Genomic DNA, 23,853 nt, shown 5'->3' with positions numbered 1-23,853 from the left:
AGGGTGCGCTTACTTTTCTACCACCATCCTTCTTTTATTCCATCAGGTATTAATCTCCTTTCGTGATAAGTACCCGTAGTATCTAACGTAATCTTATATCCAAATACTTCTTCCTCTACATGCTTTGTAAATATCATACTTTCCGATGGTCCCACCGTCCTCAGGACAATGTTATGGTCTTTCAGCATCACATTCAAAACAGTCCCTGTTGCTTTGTAAATCTCTTTCTCCTTGCCATTTTTTTCCACGACTACAAAGTCGGGGCTGCCGTTGGTGATGTAACTATAATAATACCATTTTATGGAGATGTCATTATTATCAATTTTCTTTCGTACAAATTTTGAGTTCTCCAGGTTACAGCTTAAAAAACTACTGATCAGTGATATAAGGATTAACAGTCTCATATATTTACAACGTTTAAGTTTTTTACCAAAGAAGCCGGAATAAATTCCCATGCCTGAATAAGTATGTTCATCCAAAAAGGAACAACCTCTATTATAGCCATATTCCAAATAAAAAAGAAAGAATTTATTCATTTCTCCTCAGAACTGCGAACCGTATTTTCCCAACAAAGGCATATTTATCTGAATTGCCGCAACCAAAAATGCCTGCCTCATCCCTAAACCCGCTCCCAGCCCTCCACCAACACGCCACCTTGTTTGCGCTTATCCTTCTGTATACGCCTATAACGATTTATAATTATAGTTAATACGAATTTCTTTATTAAATAATAATATTTGTTACTAATTTATACAGCAGAATTGATGGCCATTGCCTTTGGGAAACCTGGCTTTTTTCTAGCCATATAAATTGTATTCCACGATATGATTTATATAAAAGAAGAAATATGAATATACTAGATGCTGAATTAGTAACGCGATTACAAAATCATGAAGTAAGCGCCTTTGATACCTTGTACTGGAAATATCACCAGGCGGTGTACCGCAATATTTTCAAGTTTGTGAAAGATGAGGTGGTAACAGAAGATATCCTGCAGGACGTATTTGCCCGCCTATGGGAAAAGCGACAGGACATACAACCCGACCAATCCGTCAGCGGATGGCTATTTGTGATTAGCTTTAACATGTGTGTTTCTTTCGTGAGAAAGAAACTCCGCGAACAGGCTTTTCATAAAAACGTCTTCCAGGCCGATGCCGATGACCCCGTAGCCATTGAGCGAAAGAACATCGACGAAGAACAGTATCATTTACTGGAACAGGCCATCTCAAAATTATCTCCCAAAAAAAGAACCATTGTTACCCGCTGTAAACTGGAAGGTAAAACTTATGAAGAAGTAGCCCATGAACTCAATATCTCCCGGAATACAGTAAAAGAACATCTATCGGCCGCCATGATCAAACTGAATGATTATATGCAACGCAACGGGGACCATAAATATATTGTACTGCTATTGCTATTCCTGAACTACCATGATTCCTAATTCAACCAATGAATTTTATATTATGTTTAAATTAATATTTGTATTTCTCAAAAAAAATCCGGAAAAGACCCACCCGTTTTTGTCAACCACGCGTATTTAGATTAAACCATCACGCTAGTGCCCAACAGAAAGGAATATCTCAAACAACTGTTAAAGAAAGACACCTGGACTGCCGCAGAGCAGGAGTGGATGGCGGATTACCTGGAAGCCAACGATCTTTCAGAGCTGGAAACAGCAGCCACAGAGTATTTTGAAGCCGACTTGTTAACGGCAAAACAAATATTAGACAAACGCCTGTCCGAACGGATGCTGAAAAATATCCACCAGCGTATAGGCATCAACGATAGTTCTTTCAAAGGTATATTCCGTCTGTATAAACAAAAAATTGCCGCAGCAGCCGTGGTATTGCTGCTGGCGGGCGCCGCCTGGTATATGCTATTACAGGAACGGGTAAAACAAAAGGTATTCGCCACTACCACAACAAGAGAAACAGTGAAGTTACCCGACGGTTCTGTGGTGCATCTCGAAAAGGCCTCCAGCATCAGCTATCCGGAAAACTTCGACAGCAAGAACAGGGAAGTAGTATTAAAGGGAGAAGCCTTTTTTGAAATCAACCACGATGCGAAGCATCCTTTTATTATTTCCTCTTCGCTGATTAACACAACCGTATTGGGGACCTCCTTTAATATGGAAGTACGCGAAGGGAAAATGGCCAGAGTAGTAGTAGTATCCGGGATGGTGCAGGTAAATACCCGTGAAAACCAGTCCCATAAAAACGGGCAACTGGTGCTCACCGCCAACAAGGGAGCGGTATACAACCCGGCATCACAGGATCTGCAGCTACAGGACGCCACCGAAGACGTACGTTTTTTTACACAGAAAATGAGCGGCAAATTTATTTACAAAGGAGACCCTTTATCCAAAGTAGCCACCGACCTGCAACGCTATTATAACGTGCCGGTGGTAACAGATCAACAATCCGCACAGTGCAGATTTTATGGCTCTTTTAATACAACAGATGATGTAGATAAAGCGCTTGCATTAATCGCTTTTTCATTAGATACCAAAGTCAGGAAAGACAGTACCGGCAACGGATATATCATTGTTGGCGGGAACTGCAAATAAACGAAAACAACCGAAATATCGTTAACCAAACTATATTCAAAATGAATTGCTATCAACGAAACTGAACCCGGTTCTGAGAAAGAAAACACTATAAGTCTGGTATACTATCCTGGTGGCCTTTAGCCTGAATGCACTTCATGCTGGTTAACTTGATTGATCAATGCAACACATTGAATCAAATGGCTGCCTGTTGCCCATACTTACCATAGCTATAGACTGTAACATTATTTTCAACCAAAAACTGCATCGCACATGATACCGATTAACTCTTTACTGTCCGGCTAACAGACAGCCACCATACAGTCAATTAAAAAACACCTGCGCATGCAGCTGTCCGTCTATTGCCCGGTTTTAGCCAGAAACCGGAACGGAGATCCTATGGCCTGAACGAAACCAATAAAATATACTTATGTTCCGTAGAAAAACTTCATTTATTTATTGCTTACTACTCCTGCTCGCAGTAACAAAAGCCCATGCCAGAAACGGCTTGCAGGATGCGCTCGACAAAAAAATCACGATCGAACTAAAGAATGTCATCCTTAAAGATGCATTGGAAAAAATCGGCAATCTCGCTGAAGTTTCCTTTGTATTTGTAGGCAATGAGGCCCTGGATGTGAATAAGGTAAGTGTAAATGCGCATAATGAGAAAGTAGGCGACCTGCTCGACAAACTGCTGACGCCCTATGCTCTTTCCTACAGCGTGATGTACGACCGCGTAGTTATTAAGCACGACAACAGCAAAAAACCGGCTTCACTATCAGTTACAGGTACGTTACTGCGTATGTCCATTCCCGTTACTGATGTTAAAGGCATGGTTACCAACGAAAAGAAAGAGCTGCTCCCCGGTGTCAGTATCATGATCAAAGGCACTTCCCGCGGCGTCACCACCAACGAAAAGGGTGTATTTGAACTCAAAAAAGTAGCCAACGATGCCATCCTGGTATTTAACTACACCGGTTACAAAACAGAGGAAATCAGCGTTGCTTCCTTCAAAAGCGGCGTGCTCACCATCGTGATGAAAGAAAAGCCTACCCGGCTGCAGGAGGTGGTAGTCACCGGTTTCCAGAGCATCGATAAAACAAAATTCTCCGGCGCCGCCACCAGGCTCAAAGGAGAAGATGTAAAAATCGACGGACTCACCGATGTGAGCCGCATGCTCGAAGGACGGGTAGCCGGCGTAGCCATCCAGAACGTTTCCGGTACTTTTGGTACCGCACCCAAAGTCCGCATCCGCGGAGCTACTTCCATCAATGGCGATAACAAGCCATTGTGGGTAGTAGATGGCGTGGTACTGGAAGATGTGGTCAATATCTCCAACGACCAGCTCTCCAGCGGAGATCCCACCACCCTGCTGGGTTCTGCAGTAGCCGGCCTCAACTCCAACGACATCGAAAGCTTTGACATTCTTAAAGACGCTGCCGCAGCAGCACTATATGGAGCCCGTGCCATGAATGGTGTGGTAGTAATCACCACCAAAAAAGGCCGTGCAGGCAAGCCCGTTATTAACTACAGCGGCAACTTCAGTACGCAGCTGAAACCCAACTACCGCAACTTCAATATCATGAACTCCGGACAACAAATGTCCGTACTGGCCGAACTGGAAAGAAAAGGTATCCTCAACTCGGATATACTTTCCCAGGGCGATATCGGCGTATTTGGTAAACTGTATGAACAACTGGATGCGGACAACAACGGTAACTTTCCCGTAGAAAACGATCCTGAACACCGCAAAGCATTTTTACTGCGCTACGCCAAAGCCAACACCGACTGGTTTGGCCTCCTCTTCCGGAATAATTTTGTGCAGGAACATTCCCTCAGCATCTCATCAGGAACCGATAAAGCACAGTCGTATTTTTCTACCAGTTTTTTTAGTGACAACGGATGGACGCTGGCGGATAAAGTAACACGCTATACACTCAACTACCGGAACAGCTATAAACTTTCCGACAGGCTCTCCGCAGGGTTCTCCACACTGGCTTCCGTTCGCCGCCAGAAAGCGCCGGGGGCGCTGACACGCAGCAGCAACCCGGTTGAAGGCCAGTACGACCGCGATTTTGACATCAATCCATTCAGCTACTCGCTTAATACCAGCCGCACATTAACCGCTTATGACGAAAGCGGAAGACTGGAATACTTCAGAAGAAATTATGCACCGTTCAATATCATCAACGAACTCAAAAATAATTATCTCGACCTCAACATGATGGACCTGCGCCTGCAGGGCGACCTCACCTGGAAACTGACCAAAAATATCCGCTACGAATTTACCGGCGCTATCCGGTATGTGAAATCTTCCAGGGAACACCAGATCACGGAAAATGCCAATATGGCCAATGCCTACCGCGCAGCCGGCAACGCCACCATCGCCGAAAGAAATAAATTTCTATATCGTGACCCCGATAACCCGGATGCATTGCCGATTGTAGTACTGCCGGCCGGAGGTTTTTATAACCGCACAGAAGACCAGCTGCTGAACTACGACTTCCGCAACGGACTCAACTACTCCGACACCTTCGCACAAAAACATCAGCTGAATGTCCTGGTAGGACAACAGGTAAAATACGCCGACCGACAGAACGCATCCAACACCGGCTATGGCTATCAGTATGAAAATGGCGGCGCCACCTTTACCGATTATCGTATACTCAAACAAACCATAGAAAGTAACTTTCCCTACTTCGGTATGGGCAGGGACTATGACCGCTTCGCCGCGTTCTACGCCACCAGCACCTATGCCTACAACAATAAATACAACTTTACAGCCACCGGGCGCTACGATGGCTCCAACCGGCTGGGACAATCCCGAAAAGCCCGCTGGCTCCCTACCTGGAGCATTGCCGGTTCCTGGAATATAGACAGGGAAAGTTTTGCAGCACGCATCCGGCAACTGGACTACCTGACCCTTCGCGCCAGCTACGGTTTAACCGCCAGCATGGGACCCGCTACCAATTCCAATATCGTATACCAAACCGTTAATACCAATCGTCCGCACCTGTCTGAAGTAGAATCCGTTATCCGGCTGTCACATCTGCAGAACGACGATCTCACCTGGGAAAAACTCTATACCACCAACATCGGCATCGACGGCGGATTCTTTAATAACCGCCTCAACTTCAGCATCGACGCTTACACACGTAAAAGCTTTGACCTGATCAGCCGCATCAAAACCTCCGGTATCGGTGGCGAAATGTTTAAAGCCGCCAACTATGCCGATATGAATTCAAAGGGTATAGAAATAATGGTGGGCGGAGATATCATCCGGACTAAAGACTGGAACTGGAAGTCCAACGCTACTTTTGGTTACAGCACCAACAAAATTACCAACGCAAAAAATATCCCCGGCATCTTTGACCTCGTAGTGGCGGAAGGCGGTAACACAGAAGGGTACCCGGTACACAGCCTTTTCTCGCTCCAGTATACCGGTCTCGATCCCAAGTCAGGCGCTCCTTCATTTATTAATCAAAATGGCGCAAAGAGTGCCGACGTAGACCTGCAATCATTAAACACCAGTCACCTCGTATACCAGGGTCCGGTGGATCCCCCGATTACCGGTGGTTTCTCCAATACTTTCCGCTATAAAGCTTTATCACTGAATATATTTTTTACTTACCAGTTTGGCAATAAGATCCGCTTGTACCCTGCCTTCAAAACAAGCTACTCCGACCTTGATGCCATGCCCAAGGAATTTTACGATCGCTGGGTGATGCCGGGCGATGAAGGCACCACACATATTCCATCTATACTGGATGCCTTTGAACAAATATTGCTCAACGGCGCTCATCCCTACAACAATTACAACTACTCGACGGAAAGAGTGGCCAAAGGTGATTTCATCCGGCTGAAAACAGTGTCGCTGACCTACCAGCTGCCCGGAGAACTCACCAGGCGTGCCGGGTTAAGCAACGTAGCGGTAAGCGCCGCTGCCATTAATCCCTGGCTGCTCTATGCAGACAAAAGGCTGCAGGGCCAGGATCCCGAGTTCTTCAATGCCGGCGGTGTAGCGCAGCCTATTCAGAAGCAATTCACATTTTCATTAAAAGTTGGTATTTAAAAAAGGATATATGTCAACCTGTTATATAACGTTTACCACTCAACGAAAAATAAAACCCGTCATCATCGGCGTATTGGCAATTACCTCACTGCTTGCCGGAGGATGCAAAAAGTACCTGGAACAGGTACCTGACAGTACCTGGACGGACCTCAGCACACCGGCCAAGGTGAGCAAACTCCTTGGAACCGCCTACCCGCAGGCCAGCTACATCACCATGTGTGAAGCCATGTCAGACAATGTAGGCGATAAAGGTGTTGGTATATACTATCGTCCTAACCAGGACGCCTACGCGTTTAATGACATCCAGTGGATTGAGGAAGATTCCCCTGAAGCTTACTGGAAAGCCTGTTACACCGCCATCGCCGCCGCCAACCAGGCGTTAACAGCCTGTGAAAAAGCGGCCGATCCCTCCGCCTACAAACATCAGCGGGGTGAAGCCTTGCTGGCAAGAGCCTATGCGCATTTTATGCTCGTAAACATTTTTGCCAAAAGCTATGATGCCGCCACCGCCGCCAATGATCCCGGCATTCCCTATGTAACCGTACCGGAAACCGTGGTGATAAAGCAATACGAACGTAAGACAGTTGCCTACGTATATGACATGGTGGAAAAGGATCTGCTATCCGGCTTACCGCTTATCAGCGATGATGCGTATAGCGTTCCCCGTTATCATTTTAATCAAAGTGCCGCCTACGCCTTTGCCACCCGCTTTTATCTTTTTAAGAAAGATTATCCGAAAGTAATAGCCTATGCTGACCATACCTTTTCCAATAACGATGTGGCCAACAACATGCGTCAATGGAACGGCACCTATGCCAGCATGTCGCCCGCGCAGATCTTTGATCTCTACGCCAATGCCAGCGAAAAAGCCAACCTCCTGATCGCAGAAGCGCCTTCCCTGTGGGGCCGCAACGGCGGCAGGATGCGCTACGATCTCGACTATGTACATGAAGCCCAGATACTGGGTCGCAATGTAACCGGTGGTGCATGGTCGTATCCATTATACTACTATGGCTCGCAGGATTATTTTGTACCGAAGCTAACAGAATACTTCGTGAAAAATTCTGTGAATGCCACCATCGGGCAGCCCTATGTGATGACGCCCTTGTTCACAACAGAAGAAGTATTGTTTAACCGCGCCGAAGCCAATGCCTGGCTTAACAACACCAGCGCTGTACTGGCAGATCTGAATCTGTTCGCCAGCAAACGTATCAGGAATTACAACGCCGCGCAACATACCATCACCCTGTCGGCCATGCAGCAATTTTATGGCATCGCTGACGCCAGGGGCGCCTCCATCCGCACCATCCTGGATTTCAAGCGGGCCGAGTACCTGCAGGAAGGACAGCGCTGGTTTGACCTGCAACGATATAAAATGCCGGTGATACACATTACCAGGGAAGGACAAACACTGGAACTGAAGGCCGATGACAACCGCCGCCTGTTCCAGATCCCGGCAGCTGCCACCACTTCAGGAATAGCATTAAACCCGAGATAACATAGCGATACAACCAACATTAATACATCAACAAAATGAAAGCATTATTACTCATCATCCCCCTGTGCTTGCTGCTGGCCTGCAGCAAGAAAGATGACCCGGGCAATGTGGAAAATATTCCCGGCCTTGGCGGCGATACCTGGGTTAACTCACCATTGGATAAATGGTTGCATGATACCCTGACCGTGCCTTTTAATATTGCCGTAAAATACAAATGGGACCAGTTCGAATTTGAATTGAACAAAACACTGGTGCCACCCAAAGAAGAAAAGATAATACCGGTCATGTCGGCTATTCAGAAAGTATGGATGAATACCTATATCGCTGAAGCCGGCGCTGTTTTCTTCAAAAAGTACTGCCCCAAATATTTCATACTGTCGGGCAGCGCCAGCTGGAACGAAAACGGCACCATTACGCTTGGTACAGCAGAAGGCGGCCGCAAGGTAGTGCTGTACCTCGTCAACGATTTCCTTACCAAATCAATGGAAGGATACCGGCCTTCTGATTCTGCCAACGTAAAACAAATGTTCCATGTAATAGAACATGAGTTCGGGCATATCCTGCACCAAACGGTGATGTATCCCGTTGCCTTTAAGCGCGTTTGCGCCGGCTTCTATACCGGTAACTGGAACAACATTTCTGATATGGAAGCCCGCCGCGATGGCTTTGTTACCCCCTACTCCATGGCCAGTTTTGATGAAGATTTTGTGGAAATGATTTCCACCATGCTGGTAGAAGGAAAGGCTGGTTTTGATGCCGTTGTCAATAGTATTCCAAACGGCACCAGCATCAACGGCGTGTCAAAAGCAGAAGCACAATCACGGCTGCGACAAAAAGAAGCGCTCGTAGTGAGCTACTTCTCTATTGTATGGCATATCGACTTCTATAGCCTTCAAACACGCACAAGAAGAGAAATCAACCAGTTACTCTATTAAAAAGCAACGCGCCGCAAGCGTAAAAATAATAGTATGAGAAATAACCTGATCTTTTTATTATTCATCCTGGCCGGTATCAGCTCCTGTAAAAAGGAAACAGATCCCGTGTTCGATAAATCCCCGGATGATCGCATCAACGATACGTTGTCACACTACCAGCGGGTGCTTACCAGCGCCCCCTATGGCTGGAAGGCGCTGGTATATCCGGCAGGCGTTCCCGGAAGCGTATACAGCTTCTATTTTGTTTTCTCTGATGCCAACCGGGTACAGATGTTTTCCGACTTCGATGCCACCAGTACCGATAACGTACGTGAGAGCAGCTGGCGATTGAAAGCATTACAGCAGCCCTGCCTGTTGTTCGATACCTACTCTTATCTGCATGTACTCTGCGATCCGGATGCCAGTCATAACGGTGGCACATACGGCAATGGGCTCGGTTCCGACTTTGAGTTTGCCATCAACGGCGCCCAGGGCGATTCCGTTTGGCTCACCGGCCGCTTCAACCGCAGCAAAGCAGTGCTGATAAAAGCTACGCAACAGGACCAGGCCAACTACCTGCAGCATAAAATCAACCGGTCTATAGACAGTATCGGCGCATTGCTCACCTACTTTCACCGGCTGTCTGTCAACTCCGGCGACTATGATGTAAGCATCGATCAATACCTGCACCGGATCACCTTTAGCTGGATTGCCGACGGGAAACCGCAACAGGTAACTACCGGTTACACCTATACGCCTGCCGGTATCACATTGATGCCTGCATTCAAGGTTAATAATACCGTCATCAGCAGCTTTGACCAGGTGAAGTGGGAAAATGGGGCCATCACCTTTACTGTTAACGGTAAGCCGGCCACCATCACCAATACGGCTACCCCGCTGGTGATTGACCCTTCGGCGGCTAAACGCTGGTACCGATACGCATTACAGAATGAAAAGTACTGGGTAACCGTTAGCGGCTTCCATGCAGATGGCGAAGACGATGCTTATCATATTACCGCGTTGCCGAACTATGCATTTCTCACCTATTACCCGCAAATAAATGGCCCCGGCACTTCACTGGATCTCCTCGGGTTTGTAATCAGGCAGGACAATGGGCAGAACAGTATAGAGTTTGGTCCGGGTTACAGCGCACCCTCTTTCACCAACGATGGACGGATTGTTTTCAACGACGATGGTTTTTATGGAGATCCCGCCAACTACGTTACCGCCGTGCAAAAAACAAGAACACGGATGGCCGAACCGCAGGGCTACTACCTGGTACAAACCAGCGCGTCCACCTATGATATGGTCAACGCAAAAGATGGCAAATCGTGGATCAGCTGGCAGACTTTCTAACCGCAACAACAAAATCCAAAAACAGCCTCATATGAGAAATTGTACTGTTCGTTATCTATATAAAACAACATTACTTATAGGAGTACTGCTGATGCTGGTAGCCAGGTTATCGGCCCAAACAGATATCAGTATTGGCAACAGCACTTCAGGAAATACAGACCTGGGATATCCCTGCCCTATGCAGGATTACTACGAAGGCAGCCGCGCCCAGTTTCTCTACCGTGCGGCCGAACTCCATAAAGCAGGCATGGCGCCCGGTGTGATCAGCGGCCTGAAATTTAATGTGCTTAATCTCAATGCTACCGATACCATTGAGCAATACACGATTAAAATCGGCGTCACCTCCGATACTACATTAAGCGGCACCAGCTGGATTACCGTCAGCAACCAGGTGTACGGCCCTGTAGATTACCTGCCTAAAACAGGTATCAATATCCTGACATTTGCTTCCAATTTCTTCTGGAACGGAACTGACAATATCGTGGTGGAAATATGTAACGGCGCCCCTGATTCAGATGCGCGCACTACGTATACCCATAACCCTGAAATACCTTTTACAACAGGTCTTTCCTTTAACGGCTCCCATACCTACAGAACCGATGGACTCAACTATTTATGCGGTACCACCAGTACCAGTAATACAGGTAGCATGACCACCCGTCCGGATATAAAATTCTCCTGGACGCCTGCTGTTGCGTGTACCGGCACACCTACTGCCGGCACTGCCACCGCCAGTCCCGCCACCGTTTGTATGAATGGCCAGGTTACTGTTACACTATCCGGTACCACGATCGCATCCGGGATACATTATCAATGGCAATCATCTTCCAATAATACTACCTGGACAGATATTCCCAACGATACCACCAACAGGCTGGAAACCAAGCAAGCGGCTACCACCTACTATCGTTGCAGGGTAACCTGTGTTGCCTCCAATGCCACCGCTACTTCCAACAGCGTAGCAGTCAACTCGCCGTTGGCAATATCCGGTACGTTTACCATCAACAAAGCATTGCCTACAGGCGGCACCAACTTCGCTTCTTTTAACGATGCCTATAACTGGATCAAATGCGGTATCAATGGTCCTGTTATATTCAACGTAGCAGCAGGCAGCAGCGCCTATAACGAACAGCTGCTGATCAGCCCTGTTCCCGGCGCCTCTGCCACCAATACCATTACTTTTAACGGTAACGGGGATACGCTCACTTACGGCGGCACCGCTGCATCACCTGCGGTGATCAAACTCTCTGATGCCGATTATTTCACTTTCAATAATCTCGTGATCAAACCCACCGGCACCAATAATGGATGGGGAGTGCATCTGACCAACGACGCAGATTATAATGCTATCCGCAACTGTACCTTTTTACTGGATACTACCTCTTCGTCCAGCAGCAATGCAGGTATCGTTATCAGCAACTCTACTTCTGCTACTTCTACCGGCGAAGCAAAATGTGATTTCAACACCTTCGCAGATAACAATATCAATGGCGGATACTATGGTGTTGTCCTGACAGGCAGCAATACCTTCGCCAACGGAAATAATAAAATCATCAATAACAAGATCAGTAACTTTTACAGCTATGGTATCTATGTGACCGGCTCATTTAACACCCTGATCGAAAACAATACTATCAGCAGAGCTACCCGCAGCAATGTCACTTCATTCTACGGTATCTATTTTACAGATCTCAGCACAAAAGCAAACATCACCCGCAACATTATCCGCAATCCTTTCGGCGGCGCCCCCAACAGCACCAGCACGGCTTATGGTATCTATTTTTCCAGCACCGACGCACTGTCGCAGCTGGAAAATGTGGTGAGTAATAACCTGCTGCATAACTTTACGGGTAAGGGAGATGTATATGGTATCTATAACTCCGGTTCAGACAATGTATGGTACTATCATAATACCATTGCGCTGGACGGTGCATCCACTACCTCTGCTACCTACACCACCCGCGGGTTTTACCAGACCTCCAAAGCAGACGGCGTTGAATTTGTAAACAACCTGATCTCGGTAACACGCACCGGCGGCGGCAATAAATACTGCATTTACTTCGGTGCTACCAATGGTACCATTCATGCCAACAGGAACGATTACTACCTGGCGGCTAGCGGAGGTACCAATAACACCGGGTATTATGGCGCCAACAACGCCAGTTTGCTCGACTGGCAAACAGCATCTAAGCAGGACAGCAACTCCGTTAGCTCTAATCCCTTGTTCGTATCTGCCGGCAGCGGCAACTATAAACCGGCCAACGCCTCTATCGATAATAAAGGAACACCGGTAAATATCACCGTCGATATTAACAATGCTGTCAGGAGCACCAGCACACCGGATATCGGGGCATATGAATTCACGCCGGGCCCCTGTGTTACGCCACCATTGGGCGGTAATGCACAGGTAAGTCCTTCGGTGATTTGTGTAAACAGGAAAGTAGCTTTAACGTTGACGGACAACTCCATTGGACTGGGACAAACCTACCAATGGCAGAGAGCTGCTGCTGCCGGCCCCTACACGCCGGTTGGAAGTGTGCTCAGCAATCCCGATACCGTGATCACGGCAGTGATCACCTCCTGGTATCGTGTAGCCGTTACCTGCAGTGGCAATACCGCTTACTCGCAACCCATACTGCTCACCGTAAACCAGGCATTCCCCGCAGGAACCTACACCATCAATAAAAATGTTCCTGCCAGCGCTACCAACTTTATCAGCTTCAATGCAGCTAAAGCGGCGATGGAATGCGGTATACAAGGACCCATTGTGATTAATGTAACACCTGCTTCCGGTCCGTACCTGGAACAGCTGGTGCTGGATTCTATCGCAGGCACGTCCGCTGTCAATACCATTACCTTTAACGGTAACGGTAATACGATAAAATTTGCGCCTGCCGATGATAATGAAAGAGCGGTGATCAAACTGCGGGGCGCCGATCATATTACTTTTGACAGTCTTACTATAGATGCTACCGGCGGTGATTATGGCTATGGCGTACAACTGCTGAACAATGCCGACAGCAACAAAGTTACCCGCTGTAATATCCTGACAGATGCCACCGCTACCTACAACGAATATGCCGGTATCGTAGTGAATGGCAGTGAAACCAGTCCTACCAGCGGTACCAATAACGGTTGCGACGGTAACATCTTCTCAAAAAATAAAATTACCGGCGGGTATTATGGTATCACGATCTATGCAGAAACCGCAGCCCCAGCTACGCGCAACAGCATCAGTAACAATACCATTACAGAGTTTTACGAAACCGGTATCTCCCTGAGTTATGCTACTAATACACTGGTAGATCATAACGATATCTCCAGGCCTGGCCGCAACAGCGACAGCTATTCCATATATGGTATCGGTGTGGAAAACAAGGCCGCAGATATAGTTGTGAGTAATAACCGCATCCATAATATGCTGGGCGGTGCACCTGCCAGTACTTCCACGGTATATGGAATTGAGTTTTCCTATGCAGATGCCACCTCCTCCAATCCTGCTAAGGTTTTCAACAACCTGGTATACGATATCAGCGGGGATGGCACACAGTATGGCTTCTCCAATTACAGCGCCGATTATATCTACTACTATCACAATACTATTGTGCTGAACAATGGTAATAATCCTTCTTCCAACAACAGCACCGGCTTCTACCAGTCAGGTACTGCCACAGGGATACAGTTCTATGATAACATCCTCGATGTGAGCAGGTCAGGGCAGGGCAACAGAACAGGTTTGAGCATTAGCAACGGTACTGTAATGACTTCCAATTACAATGACATCTTTGTAAAAAGTGATTTCAATACCGCTTACACCGGCGAAACCGGTGCTGACTATGCAACCCTGGCGGCATGGACTGCCGGTACCAAACTGGACAGCAATTCACTCGCTGTTCCGCCCGTATTTGCCGACCCGGTTGCCGGCAACTATGCCCCGGTAATATCTCCCCTTGATAACACGGGCAAAGCGGTGGGCATTACCACAGACATACTCGGTGCAAACAGAAGCGCCACCAGGCCGGATATGGGAGCTTACGAAGTGAGCATACCCAACTGTAGCAAGCCTGTAGTACCTGGTACATCCAGTGTATTCCCGCTTACACCGGTATGTATGGGCACCAGTATTAAGCTCGACCTCACAGGCAACAGCACCGGTGGTACCCAAACCTATCAGTGGCAACGTTCGGTTGCTGCTTCCGGTCCATGGGTAAACGCCAGCGATACACTGTACGTGAGCGTATTTAATACTACCATTGGTATTGAAAACTATTACCGCTGCCGGATCGTGTGCGGAGGTACCGACACGGCCTATTCTACTACGGTAAAGGCTAACCTGAATCCACCGTTGCTGGCAGGTGTTTATACCATTAACCCGGCATTGCCTACCAGCACCACCAACTTCCAGTCATTCAGCAGCGCTGTTTCCAAACTGGAATGCGGTATAGCCGGTCCCGTTACCTTCCTGGCAAAAACAGGTACCTACACCGAACAAATTACCATGCACCATATTCCCGGTGCATCAGCGGTAAACAGGGTTACCTTCAGCAGCGAAACATACAATGCCGCTGCCGTAACACTCACCTACACCGGCACCAGTGCATTAAACTATGTACTGAAGCTGGACAGTGTAGATTACGTTACCTGGAAAGCTATTACCATTAAACCGGCAGGTACCGCTAATGCAAGAGGCGTGGTATATACCAACACCTCTTCTTATGACAGCATTGCCGCCTGTATCATTCCGTTGCCGGCTACCACCAGCACCAGCACCGCGGTGAGCGGTATATACGGAGACGAATGCACCGGTACCGGCAACGTGATCAGTGGCAATACGATCACCAACGGCGCCAACGGTATTTACTGGTCAGCCTCCTACAGTTACATTACACCCGGCCTGGTACTCGACAGTAATAAACTGGATCAATCGTATGTAAACGGCGTCTATGTCGAATACACCGACAGCCTGATCATTCAGCGCAACCAGGTGAACATGAGCGGTAACCTTGCCTCCGACGCTTATGGTATTCATACAGATAACACCAACGGCTATATTATTTCCGGCAATAAAATCAGCATGAGCAATACCGCCGATGATATCCATGGTATTTATCTGAACAGTGCAGAAGCCAACGCAGGTATAAAAGGCCTGGTTACCGGTAACCGCATTACTGCAAGAGGAAATATCACCGGTGATGTACGCGGACTGGAAGTTTATCAGACCGAAGCTGCCACTATTTCCAATAATGTGATCAGTCTGAAATCAAGTGGCACCAATGCCTATGGTATTTACAGCGAAAGCAGCTCCAATCTCAATTACTATAACAACTCCGTGCTGAGCTCCGCTGTTACTACGGGCGACAACTACGCCGCCTACTTCAGGCATACCAGTACCTACTATGGTAATGTAAAGATCAAAAACAACATCTTCGCATCGGATACCAGTGGCGTGGCTATGTATGTGGCCAACCCGCTCTACCTGAAGAGCGATTACAACACGCTGTATACCAAGGGCACCATACTGGTAAAACAGGCCACACCGGCAGGCGCCTATGCTACCCTGCATGACTATATCAGCGCAGATACCCTCGATATCAATTCTATTGTTTACAAACCTGCGTTTGTCAATGATACCACGCTGCAACCCGCTATCGCCAACCCTGAAGTATGGGCTATCCATGGCCGTGGTGTGCAGATAGAAGGTAACGATAAAGATATCAACGGCGCCGCCAGACCGGTTAAACTGACCGATGGCGTACCCGATATGGGCGCATATGAATTCCTGCCAACAGCGGTGCCACCTGTGTTACCTGCCTTCCCCGCCGCTGCGGCGCCTGGCGTTACACAAACATTTATGTTTGGTACAGATACCGTAACAAAAATCACCTGGAACCCGGGTACTGCTATCCCTACCAATATTGCAGTAAGACGTTACTCCGGTATTAAGCCTCCGAACCTGGCTAACGGTACCGCACATATGTATTTCTATACCGATGTGGACGTAACACCGGCCAACGGACAATACAACTTTAATATCGATCAGTTCTATCTCGATCCATGGCAAGGCTTTATCAAACGTCAGAAAGACATCAGGATGGGCCGTACCGACAATACCAATACCTGGATCGTAGATTCGCTAAGCCATGTATACGATATCCCGAATGTGATCAGGGACAGCTCGCTGCATTTCCTGGATAAATTCACCGGGTTGAACGGCGGCGTTACAAACACGCAGTTACTGCAACCGGCCGACAGCTCCAACCGGGGTACAAGGTTCTGGGTAGGCTATGGCCATCACCAGTTCTTCACCGGCGATAATTCCCAGAACATGGTATTGTATCTCAATGCACAGGATTCTGCCAATGTTACTGTACGTATCAATGGTACCAGCTGGGAACGCGTATACCATATTCCATCCAACAAAACCATCACTACGGAAATTATACCAAAGAATGGTTTAAATGATGCCCGTCTTATTGAAGAGGGTTTGTCTGATAAAGGCATCAGTATAGAAAGTGATGTCCCCATTGTAGCCTATGCACATATCTATGGCAGCGCTTCTTCCGGCGCCACCATGCTGTTGCCCGTAGGTACTTACGGTTACGAATATGCCACGATGTCGTCCAGGCAGAATTACGGTACCGATACCTATTCCTGGTTCTATGTGATAGCAGACTACGATAATACCAAAGTAGAAATTACGCCTTCCGTACCAACGTTGGCCGGCAAACCAGCCAATACAACGTTCACGGTTACACTGAATAAGGGAGAAGTGTACCAGGTACTCGGTGCGATGATGCCGGGTGGCGGCTCCGAAGGATACGATCTCACGGGCAGCCGTGTAAGGTCTGTGATCAATGAAGACGGCAAATGCTATCCGATGGCGGTATTCTCCGGCAGCAGCCGTACCGGCATTGGTTGCGGCGGGGCAGCAGGTGGTTCAGGCGATAACCTGATCCAGCAAAACTTCCCGTCACAGGCCTGGGGTAAAAAATACCTTACAGCGCCTACCTCCAACAGTAGCGGCGCCGCTTCCTTTATGACCAATATCTACCGCGTACTGGTGAAAGATCCTGCTACCGCGGTAAAAGTAAATGGCACCGCATTAACCGGATTGATCAATAACCGGTTCTACCAGTTTGAAAGCAATACGGCCAGCAACATTGAAGCCAACCAGCCCATCATGGTGGCCCAGTATATGTCGTCCAGCGGAAGCTGCGCCAATACCAATGGCAACGGCGATCCGGAAATGATTTATCTGAGCCCGGTAGAACAGGGTATCAAAAAAGTGGGGCTGTACCGCAATACACAGGAAGCGATCACCGTCAACTACCTGACCCTCATTATACCAACGGGAGGAATATCTTCCCTGCTGATCGATGGCAGCGCCACGTTTGACCATACCTATCCGCATCCTAATGCCAGCGGCTATACGGTAGTAGTGAAACGCTGGCCCGCCGCACCGGCACAATGTACTGTTACCAGCGACTCTGCCTTTACCGCCATCACTTATGGTCTTGGCAGTGTGGAAAGCTATGGCTACAACGCCGGTACCCTGGTAAAAAATCTGAACATCCTGCCATCATTCAACAACGTGATGAACAACAGTGGTCAGAACAATACCTACACCTGCGCCAAAACACCATTCCGCTTCTCCATGCTGATACCGGTGAAACCAACCAGCATCACCTGGAAATTCAGCCAGGTAGCCAGCCTGGCGCCTAAAACAGACATCGTACAAAACAACCCGGTACCGGTAGATTCCATGATCAGCAATGAACGTAAATACTATCGCTTTACCGTACCTGCTGACTACGTCTTCAGCAAACCCGGCTTGTATGATGTGCCTATCCTGATTTCACATCCGGACATTGAAAGCTGCAGCAACAGCTTCGAAAGTATTCTGCAGATAAAAGTGATCCCCGCACCGGTAGTAAACTTCAGTGTTGATTACACCGGTTGTTTAAACGACGGCGCCCTGTTCAAAGGAACCGCAGCTACCAGCAACGGCGTAGCGATCAGCAGCTGGAAATGGAACTTCGGCGACTCTACCCTGGGTAGCGCAAAAGACACCCTGAAATACTACAGATACCCCGGCGTGAAACAGGTAAAATTAAGTATTGTAGCCGCTGAAGGTTGCGTAGGCGACACCACCAAAGAAGTGGAAGTATACGCGCCTGCTATTGCGCAGATCGTAAAAGACTCCATGACGGTATGCAGTGGCACTAATGTAACCCTGTCGGCTAAAAATCCGGAACCGGGCGTGTTGTATAACTGGTACGACGCACCGGCTGCAGGTAACCTCCTGCATACCGGCAACGACTATACGATCAATAACGTTTCAACCGACGGTATCTACTATCTCGAAACACTCACCCACGGATGTCCCGGAGCGGCCCGCGCCAAAGCCATTGTGCATGTGCTGCCTGTTCTCGCTACACCGGTAGTTACAGTAGACAGTACCGGGGTGAATATGATCCGGTTTAAATGGAAGGCCATCGCCAACGCCACCGGTTATGAAGTATCTGTTGATGGCGGCACCACCTGGACCCTGCCTTCATCGGGCAGAGAAGGGCTGGTACATATTATCGGTGGTTTACAACCGGTGCAGACAGTTAAGCTGATCGTTCGGGCCAAAGGTTGCGAAGACAAGGAATCACTGCCTGCAGAAGGCAAAACCTTACCGGACGGCATTTACATTCCAAATACGTTTACGCCCAACAATGATGGCAAAAATGATGTGCTGCTGGTATATGGCTATATCATCAAACAAATGCACATGACCATTTTTGACCAGTGGGGTGAAAAAGTATTTGAATCCAATAACCAAACAACAGGATGGGATGGACAATACAAAGGAAAAGCATTGCCTTCCGGCGTGTACATCTATGTATGTCACCTTACCCTCACGGATGGCAGCAAAACAGAAAAGAAAGGAGTCATTAACCTGATCCGCTAAAACAGTTATATGAAAAAAATCACTATAGCAAAACTGTTGTTTGCCACAGGATGTATGATGTTGCATTGGCCTCGTGCCAATGCAACCATCCTGCCTCCGCAGGGAATGGACAGTATCGCTGCCAACAACAGATCAGTGCTTGTATATCCAAACCCGGTAATAGCAGCCCTGAATATACAATCACGCAAACCCGTTCAGCAACTGATACTCTACACCATGGACGGCAAAGCCGTTAAAAAGGTAACGACAACGGGCAAACGTAACCAGCTGTATGTGCAGGATATCATGAGTGGAGCATATATGCTGAAAACCATTTTTGAAGATGGAACCAGGACGTCGAAGATGATCATCAAACAATAATCATTTCAAGATGAAAAATTGAAGCAGATGTCAACCAAGCTAATATATCACAAAGCACTTTTGCTTGCCATATCCCTGAGCCTGTTTCAGTTCGTAGCCACTGTTGCATACGCCCAGAATCTTTCCAATAAAGGAAAAGACTTCTGGGTGGGCTACGGACACCATCAGTTCATGGAAATGGGGCAAAGCAACAGCCAGGAAATGATCCTGTATCTCAGTGCTGAACAGCCGGCTACCGTTACGGTTAGTATCACCGGTACCAGCTGGACACGTACCTATAATATTCCGGCCAATACGGTGATTGCATCAGACCTGATTCCGAAATCGGGCGCTATTGATGCCAGGCTCTATTCCCTTCCGCCTTCTTTTGGCGGCACCGGCGGAGAGGGAATCTTTACCGGTAAGTCTATTCACATACAAAGTAATGTGCCCATCGTAGCCTATGCGCATATCTATGGCAGCGCCTCTTCAGGCGCTACCATGTTAATGCCGGAAGAAACCTGGGGCTACTCTTATATCTCGGTGAACAGCATGCAGAACTATGCAGATGACTGTTTCTCCTGGATGTTTGTGATCGCTAATCAGAATAATACCCTGGTGGAAATAACACCAGCTGTGCTCACCCGTAATGGCCGCCCCGCCGGGGTCCCCTTCACCGTTACATTGAACCGCGGCGATATTTACCAGCTGGTAGGCGCCTCTCTTGGCGGCGGTGAGGGCCGGCAGCTAACCGGTACCACTATCAAGTCCATCGGTAACCCTTTGGGACAATGCTATCCCGTAGCGGTATTTTCCGGCAGCAGCCGCACCGCTATCACCTGTAACAACAGCAGCAGCAGCGGCGATAATAATATCCAACAGATCTTTCCTTTCCAGGCATGGGGTAAACGCTACCTGACAGCGCCCACTTCGGAAGACGATATACCATCCACGCTGCAGTATAACATTTATAAGGTCGCAGTAAAAGATCCGACTACTGTCGTAAAGAGAAATGGTGTTACCCTTACCGGCCTGATCGCCAATTCGTATTACGAGTTTGTAAGCAACACTGCCGATTATATTGAGTCTAACAAACCTGTACTGGTAGCACAGTTCATGTCCTCCTCCGGCGCCTGTGGTAATAACGGCGGACTCGGTGATCCGGAAATGATCTATGTAAGCCCGGTAGAACAGGCTATTAAACGCATTGGTTTTTACCGGAACGACCGGGAGTTTATAGAAACCAACTATCTCACCATGATCATTCCTACAGCGGGTCTTACGTCGTTACGTATTGATGGCAGCCCCCTGTATGATTTTGCCTATCCGCACCCTAACCTGAACGGGTATACGGTGGTGATAAAAAGATGGGCCGCCGCACCGGCACAATGTATTGTGAGCAGCGACTCCGCCTTTACTGCGGTAACATATGGCCTGGGTAGTGTGGAAAGCTATGGTTACAATGCCGGCACGCTGATCAATAACCTCAACGCAATAGGATCTATTCATAACAGTTATGATACCTCCAAAACATCCAATGATTTTACCTGTACCAATACGCCGGTGGAGCTATCCATTTTAATGGCTTACAAGCCCACCAAAATGGTATGGAAGCTCAGCGCCCTCGGCACCGCTATTACACCCAACACCGATGTAACGGTGAATGCCCCGGTCAATACCGGCACAGTGCTGGTCAATGGTATTACCTACTATAAATATTCCTTACCCGGCACTTACCAGTTCAGCACCATCGGTGAATATGATATCCCGGTGATGTCAACACATCCCAGCATAGAAAATTGTAACAACACGGAAAAAGTAGGCTTTACCATCCAGGTGAAAGGCAAGCCCCGTGCTGTAATGACCTATGCGCATACCGGGTGTACGCTGGACACGGTGTATTTTAAGGGAGATACCAGCCTGAAAACTCCTTTGATTGACCGCTGGAACTGGGAATTCCCGGGGGCGGTAAAAGACAGCGGCATACGCGTTGGTAAAGTATTCCCGGTAGGCGCCACCGCAGTTAAGCTGACCGTTATATCAAGGGATGGTTGTGTGGGAGATACTGCTTTCCAGGTAGCTACTGTGGCTAAGCCCGTAGCAATATTCTCCACGGATGCCGCCACACTCTGCGAAGCAGGCGTGCTGAAAATTACCGATGCATCCACATATGGCGGTACCGCACCGCTGAAATCATGGTACTGGAATTTTGGCAACGACTCGGTGCTAACTGCCACTACCGGCGCCGCACAAACGATCACCTACAAAGATCATAATACTTACACCATCAAACATGTGGTAAAAGTAAGCGAGCTGTGTGTGAGTGATACGGTATCCAAAACAGTCACCGTATATGCTAAGCCTACCCCCTTGTTTAGCTATCCCGGCGATTGCTTACCGGTAGGAGGTTTGGTACAATTTACCAGCGGCGCCACCGTACCGGATGCGCAAACATTGACCGCACATGCCTGGAATTTTGGTGATCCCAATGCTACAGGCACAAATCCAAATACTGCCGCGGTGAAAGATCCCACACACGCCTATACGAAGTTTGGTACTTATGCTATTAAATACAGTGTTACTACCGATAAAGGCTGTACGAAAGATACTACGGTAACGGCTACTTTTAAACTAAAACCACAGCTGGCATATGCTGCACTGACAGGAGTTTGTGTAAATACGCCGGGAACTGTCGCCATCGGTAAAGCTGCCATACAAAACGGGGTAACCGGGAAAGGCTACTATCGCGGTCCTGCCACGGATTCAAGCGGCAACTTCACACCGGCAAGCGCCGGGGCAGGCACACATACTATCTGGTACGTATTTAATACCGATAGCGGTTGCAGCGATTCCATTTCCACTACGATGGTAGTGTATCCCAAACCTGCAGCAGCTTTCACAGCAGCCGCAGATCTTTGCCTGGGACAAAATACGGTGTTCACCGATCACTCTACGATCCCGTCCGGCAGCATTGCCAACTGGAAATGGGACCTGGCAGACGGCACACAGAAAAACAACACCAATAACAATCCTTTTACCATCACTTATCAGAAAGACAGCAACTACCTCGTAAAACTGGTAGCAGTAAGTGATCATAATTGTACCAGCGATACCGCCAAAGCGATGATAGCGATACATCCTTTACCGGTAGCTGATTTCAGCCTTCCTGCTAAAGTTTGTATGCCGGATGGTAACGCTGCTTTTGCCAACCTCACCACTGTGAAAGATAAAACAAGCCTCGCCTATCAATGGAATTTTGGTGATGGCGGCGCCGGCTCTGCCGCAAAAGATCCAACCTGGCAATACAAGGCCTTTGGACCATTTGATGTAAAACTTGTGGCCACCAGCGCATATGGTTGTAAAGATTCTGCTGCCAAAACGCTGAGTGCCTTCTTCGGACAGCCCACTGCTTCGTTTAAGGTAACACCGGATACGCTTTGCCAGGGCACCGACAATGTATTCTCAGATCAGAGCACAGATGCTACCGGCAGCATCAACAAATGGCAATGGAGCTTTGGCGACGGAACCGTTTCCACCGAACAAAACCCGGTGAAAAAATATACGGCGCCAGGTGAATACAGCGTACAACTCCAGGTAGCCAACCAATCGGGCTGCGGATCTTCTGCATACAGCAGCACCGTTATTGTTTACCTGCAACCGGTAATCGATGCGGGACCGTCTTTTGTGGTGCCACAGGGTACCGTCATTAGCTTTAAACCCGTAGCCAACGATTCTGTAAACCTGCAATTTGCCTGGGCCCCGGCGGCAGATTTCCCCGATCCTACTTTGTTGTCGCCCGTAATCCCCGCTATGCACGATGCCGCCTATACGCTGACGGCTATTGGCAAACACGGTTGTATGGCGCGCGACGGCATGACGGTGAAAGTGCTGAAACCGGTAGCGCCCCCCACTGCCTTTTCACCTAACGGCGATAATATCAACGATACCTGGATCATCACCAACCTGGCTGATTATGCAGAAAGTACCGTGGAAGTATTCAACAGGTATGGAGAAAGAATTTATCGCTCTACCGGTTACAACGTACCGTGGGATGGCCGGTTCAAAGGCAATGTACTCCCAATGGCCACGTACTACTATGTAATCCGGCTCAGGGCAGGCATGGCGCCTATAACAGGTTATGTAACAATTATCAGGTAAAGTAAATCATTCACA

10 protein-coding genes are annotated in these 23,853 nt (G+C 48.2%); 9 read left to right on the top strand and 1 reads right to left on the bottom strand.

Annotation, left to right across the window (positions count from 1 at the left end; translation table 11 throughout):
- Positions 1 to 17: 17 nt before the first annotated feature.
- Positions 18 to 404, bottom strand: coding sequence for a hypothetical protein (locus KE626_RS23295; protein ID WP_211975406.1), 387 nt, complete (start codon positions 402 to 404; stop codon positions 18 to 20).
- 443 nt (positions 405 to 847) lie between these two features.
- Between KE626_RS23295 and KE626_RS23290 the strand changes: the two genes are divergently transcribed.
- From KE626_RS23290 to KE626_RS23250, 9 genes are all read left to right on the top strand, one after another.
- Positions 848 to 1,441, top strand: a complete 594-nt coding sequence (locus KE626_RS23290) for an RNA polymerase sigma factor (protein WP_211975405.1) — start codon at positions 848 to 850, stop codon at positions 1,439 to 1,441.
- A gap of 117 nt (positions 1,442 to 1,558) precedes the next feature.
- Positions 1,559 to 2,566, top strand: coding sequence for a FecR family protein (locus KE626_RS23285; RefSeq protein ID WP_211975404.1), 1,008 nt, complete (start codon positions 1,559 to 1,561; stop codon positions 2,564 to 2,566).
- Between the two features lie 409 nt (positions 2,567 to 2,975).
- A complete protein-coding gene (locus KE626_RS23280) occupies positions 2,976 to 6,617 on the top strand; it encodes a SusC/RagA family TonB-linked outer membrane protein (protein WP_211975403.1) in 3,642 nt (1,213 codons plus the stop codon).
- A gap of 10 nt (positions 6,618 to 6,627) precedes the next feature.
- Complete coding sequence (locus KE626_RS23275) at positions 6,628 to 8,115, top strand: RagB/SusD family nutrient uptake outer membrane protein (protein ID WP_211975402.1); 1,488 nt, start codon at positions 6,628 to 6,630, stop codon at positions 8,113 to 8,115.
- 35 nt (positions 8,116 to 8,150) lie between these two features.
- Positions 8,151 to 9,050, top strand: coding sequence for a zinc-binding metallopeptidase (locus KE626_RS23270; protein ID WP_211975401.1), 900 nt, complete (start codon positions 8,151 to 8,153; stop codon positions 9,048 to 9,050).
- Between the two features lie 33 nt (positions 9,051 to 9,083).
- On the top strand, positions 9,084 to 10,385 hold the full coding sequence (locus tag KE626_RS23265; protein WP_211975400.1) for a DUF4302 domain-containing protein: 1,302 nt from the start codon (positions 9,084 to 9,086) through the stop codon (positions 10,383 to 10,385).
- A gap of 31 nt (positions 10,386 to 10,416) precedes the next feature.
- The gene (locus KE626_RS23260) at positions 10,417 to 19,341 is read left to right on the top strand and encodes a T9SS type B sorting domain-containing protein (RefSeq protein WP_211975399.1); all 8,925 of its coding nucleotides are present in this window, start codon (positions 10,417 to 10,419) and stop codon (positions 19,339 to 19,341) included.
- A 9-nt stretch (positions 19,342 to 19,350) separates the two neighbouring features.
- Positions 19,351 to 19,701, top strand: coding sequence for a T9SS type A sorting domain-containing protein (locus tag KE626_RS23255; protein WP_211975398.1), 351 nt, complete (start codon positions 19,351 to 19,353; stop codon positions 19,699 to 19,701).
- Positions 19,702 to 19,728: 27 nt separating this feature from the next.
- Positions 19,729 to 23,838 (top strand): PKD domain-containing protein, encoded by a 4,110-nt coding sequence (locus KE626_RS23250; RefSeq protein WP_211975397.1) that lies wholly within the window; start codon positions 19,729 to 19,731, stop codon positions 23,836 to 23,838.
- Positions 23,839 to 23,853 lie beyond the last annotated feature (15 nt).

Origin of the sequence: Chitinophaga hostae (assembly GCF_018224885.1) — a bacterium.
Lineage (GTDB): Bacteria > Bacteroidota > Bacteroidia > Chitinophagales > Chitinophagaceae > Chitinophaga > Chitinophaga hostae.
Note: the sequence above shows the minus strand (reverse complement) of the source record. Positions and strands in the feature narration are given on the sequence as shown.

Excerpts from the sequence above, each read along its gene's own strand:
- KE626_RS23250 (WP_211975397.1), top strand. The coding sequence starts at position 19,729 with ATGTCAACCAAGCTAATATATCACAAAGCACTTTTGCTTGCCATATCC.
- KE626_RS23265 (WP_211975400.1), top strand. The coding sequence starts at position 9,084 with ATGAGAAATAACCTGATCTTTTTATTATTCATCCTGGCCGGTATCAGC.
- KE626_RS23295 (WP_211975406.1), bottom strand. The coding sequence starts at position 404 with ATGAGACTGTTAATCCTTATATCACTGATCAGTAGTTTTTTAAGCTGT.
- KE626_RS23280 (WP_211975403.1), top strand. The coding sequence starts at position 2,976 with ATGTTCCGTAGAAAAACTTCATTTATTTATTGCTTACTACTCCTGCTC.
- KE626_RS23260 (WP_211975399.1), top strand. The coding sequence starts at position 10,417 with ATGAGAAATTGTACTGTTCGTTATCTATATAAAACAACATTACTTATA.
- KE626_RS23270 (WP_211975401.1), top strand. The coding sequence starts at position 8,151 with ATGAAAGCATTATTACTCATCATCCCCCTGTGCTTGCTGCTGGCCTGC.
- KE626_RS23275 (WP_211975402.1), top strand. The coding sequence starts at position 6,628 with ATGTCAACCTGTTATATAACGTTTACCACTCAACGAAAAATAAAACCC.
- KE626_RS23255 (WP_211975398.1), top strand. The coding sequence starts at position 19,351 with ATGAAAAAAATCACTATAGCAAAACTGTTGTTTGCCACAGGATGTATG.
- KE626_RS23290 (WP_211975405.1), top strand. The coding sequence starts at position 848 with ATGAATATACTAGATGCTGAATTAGTAACGCGATTACAAAATCATGAA.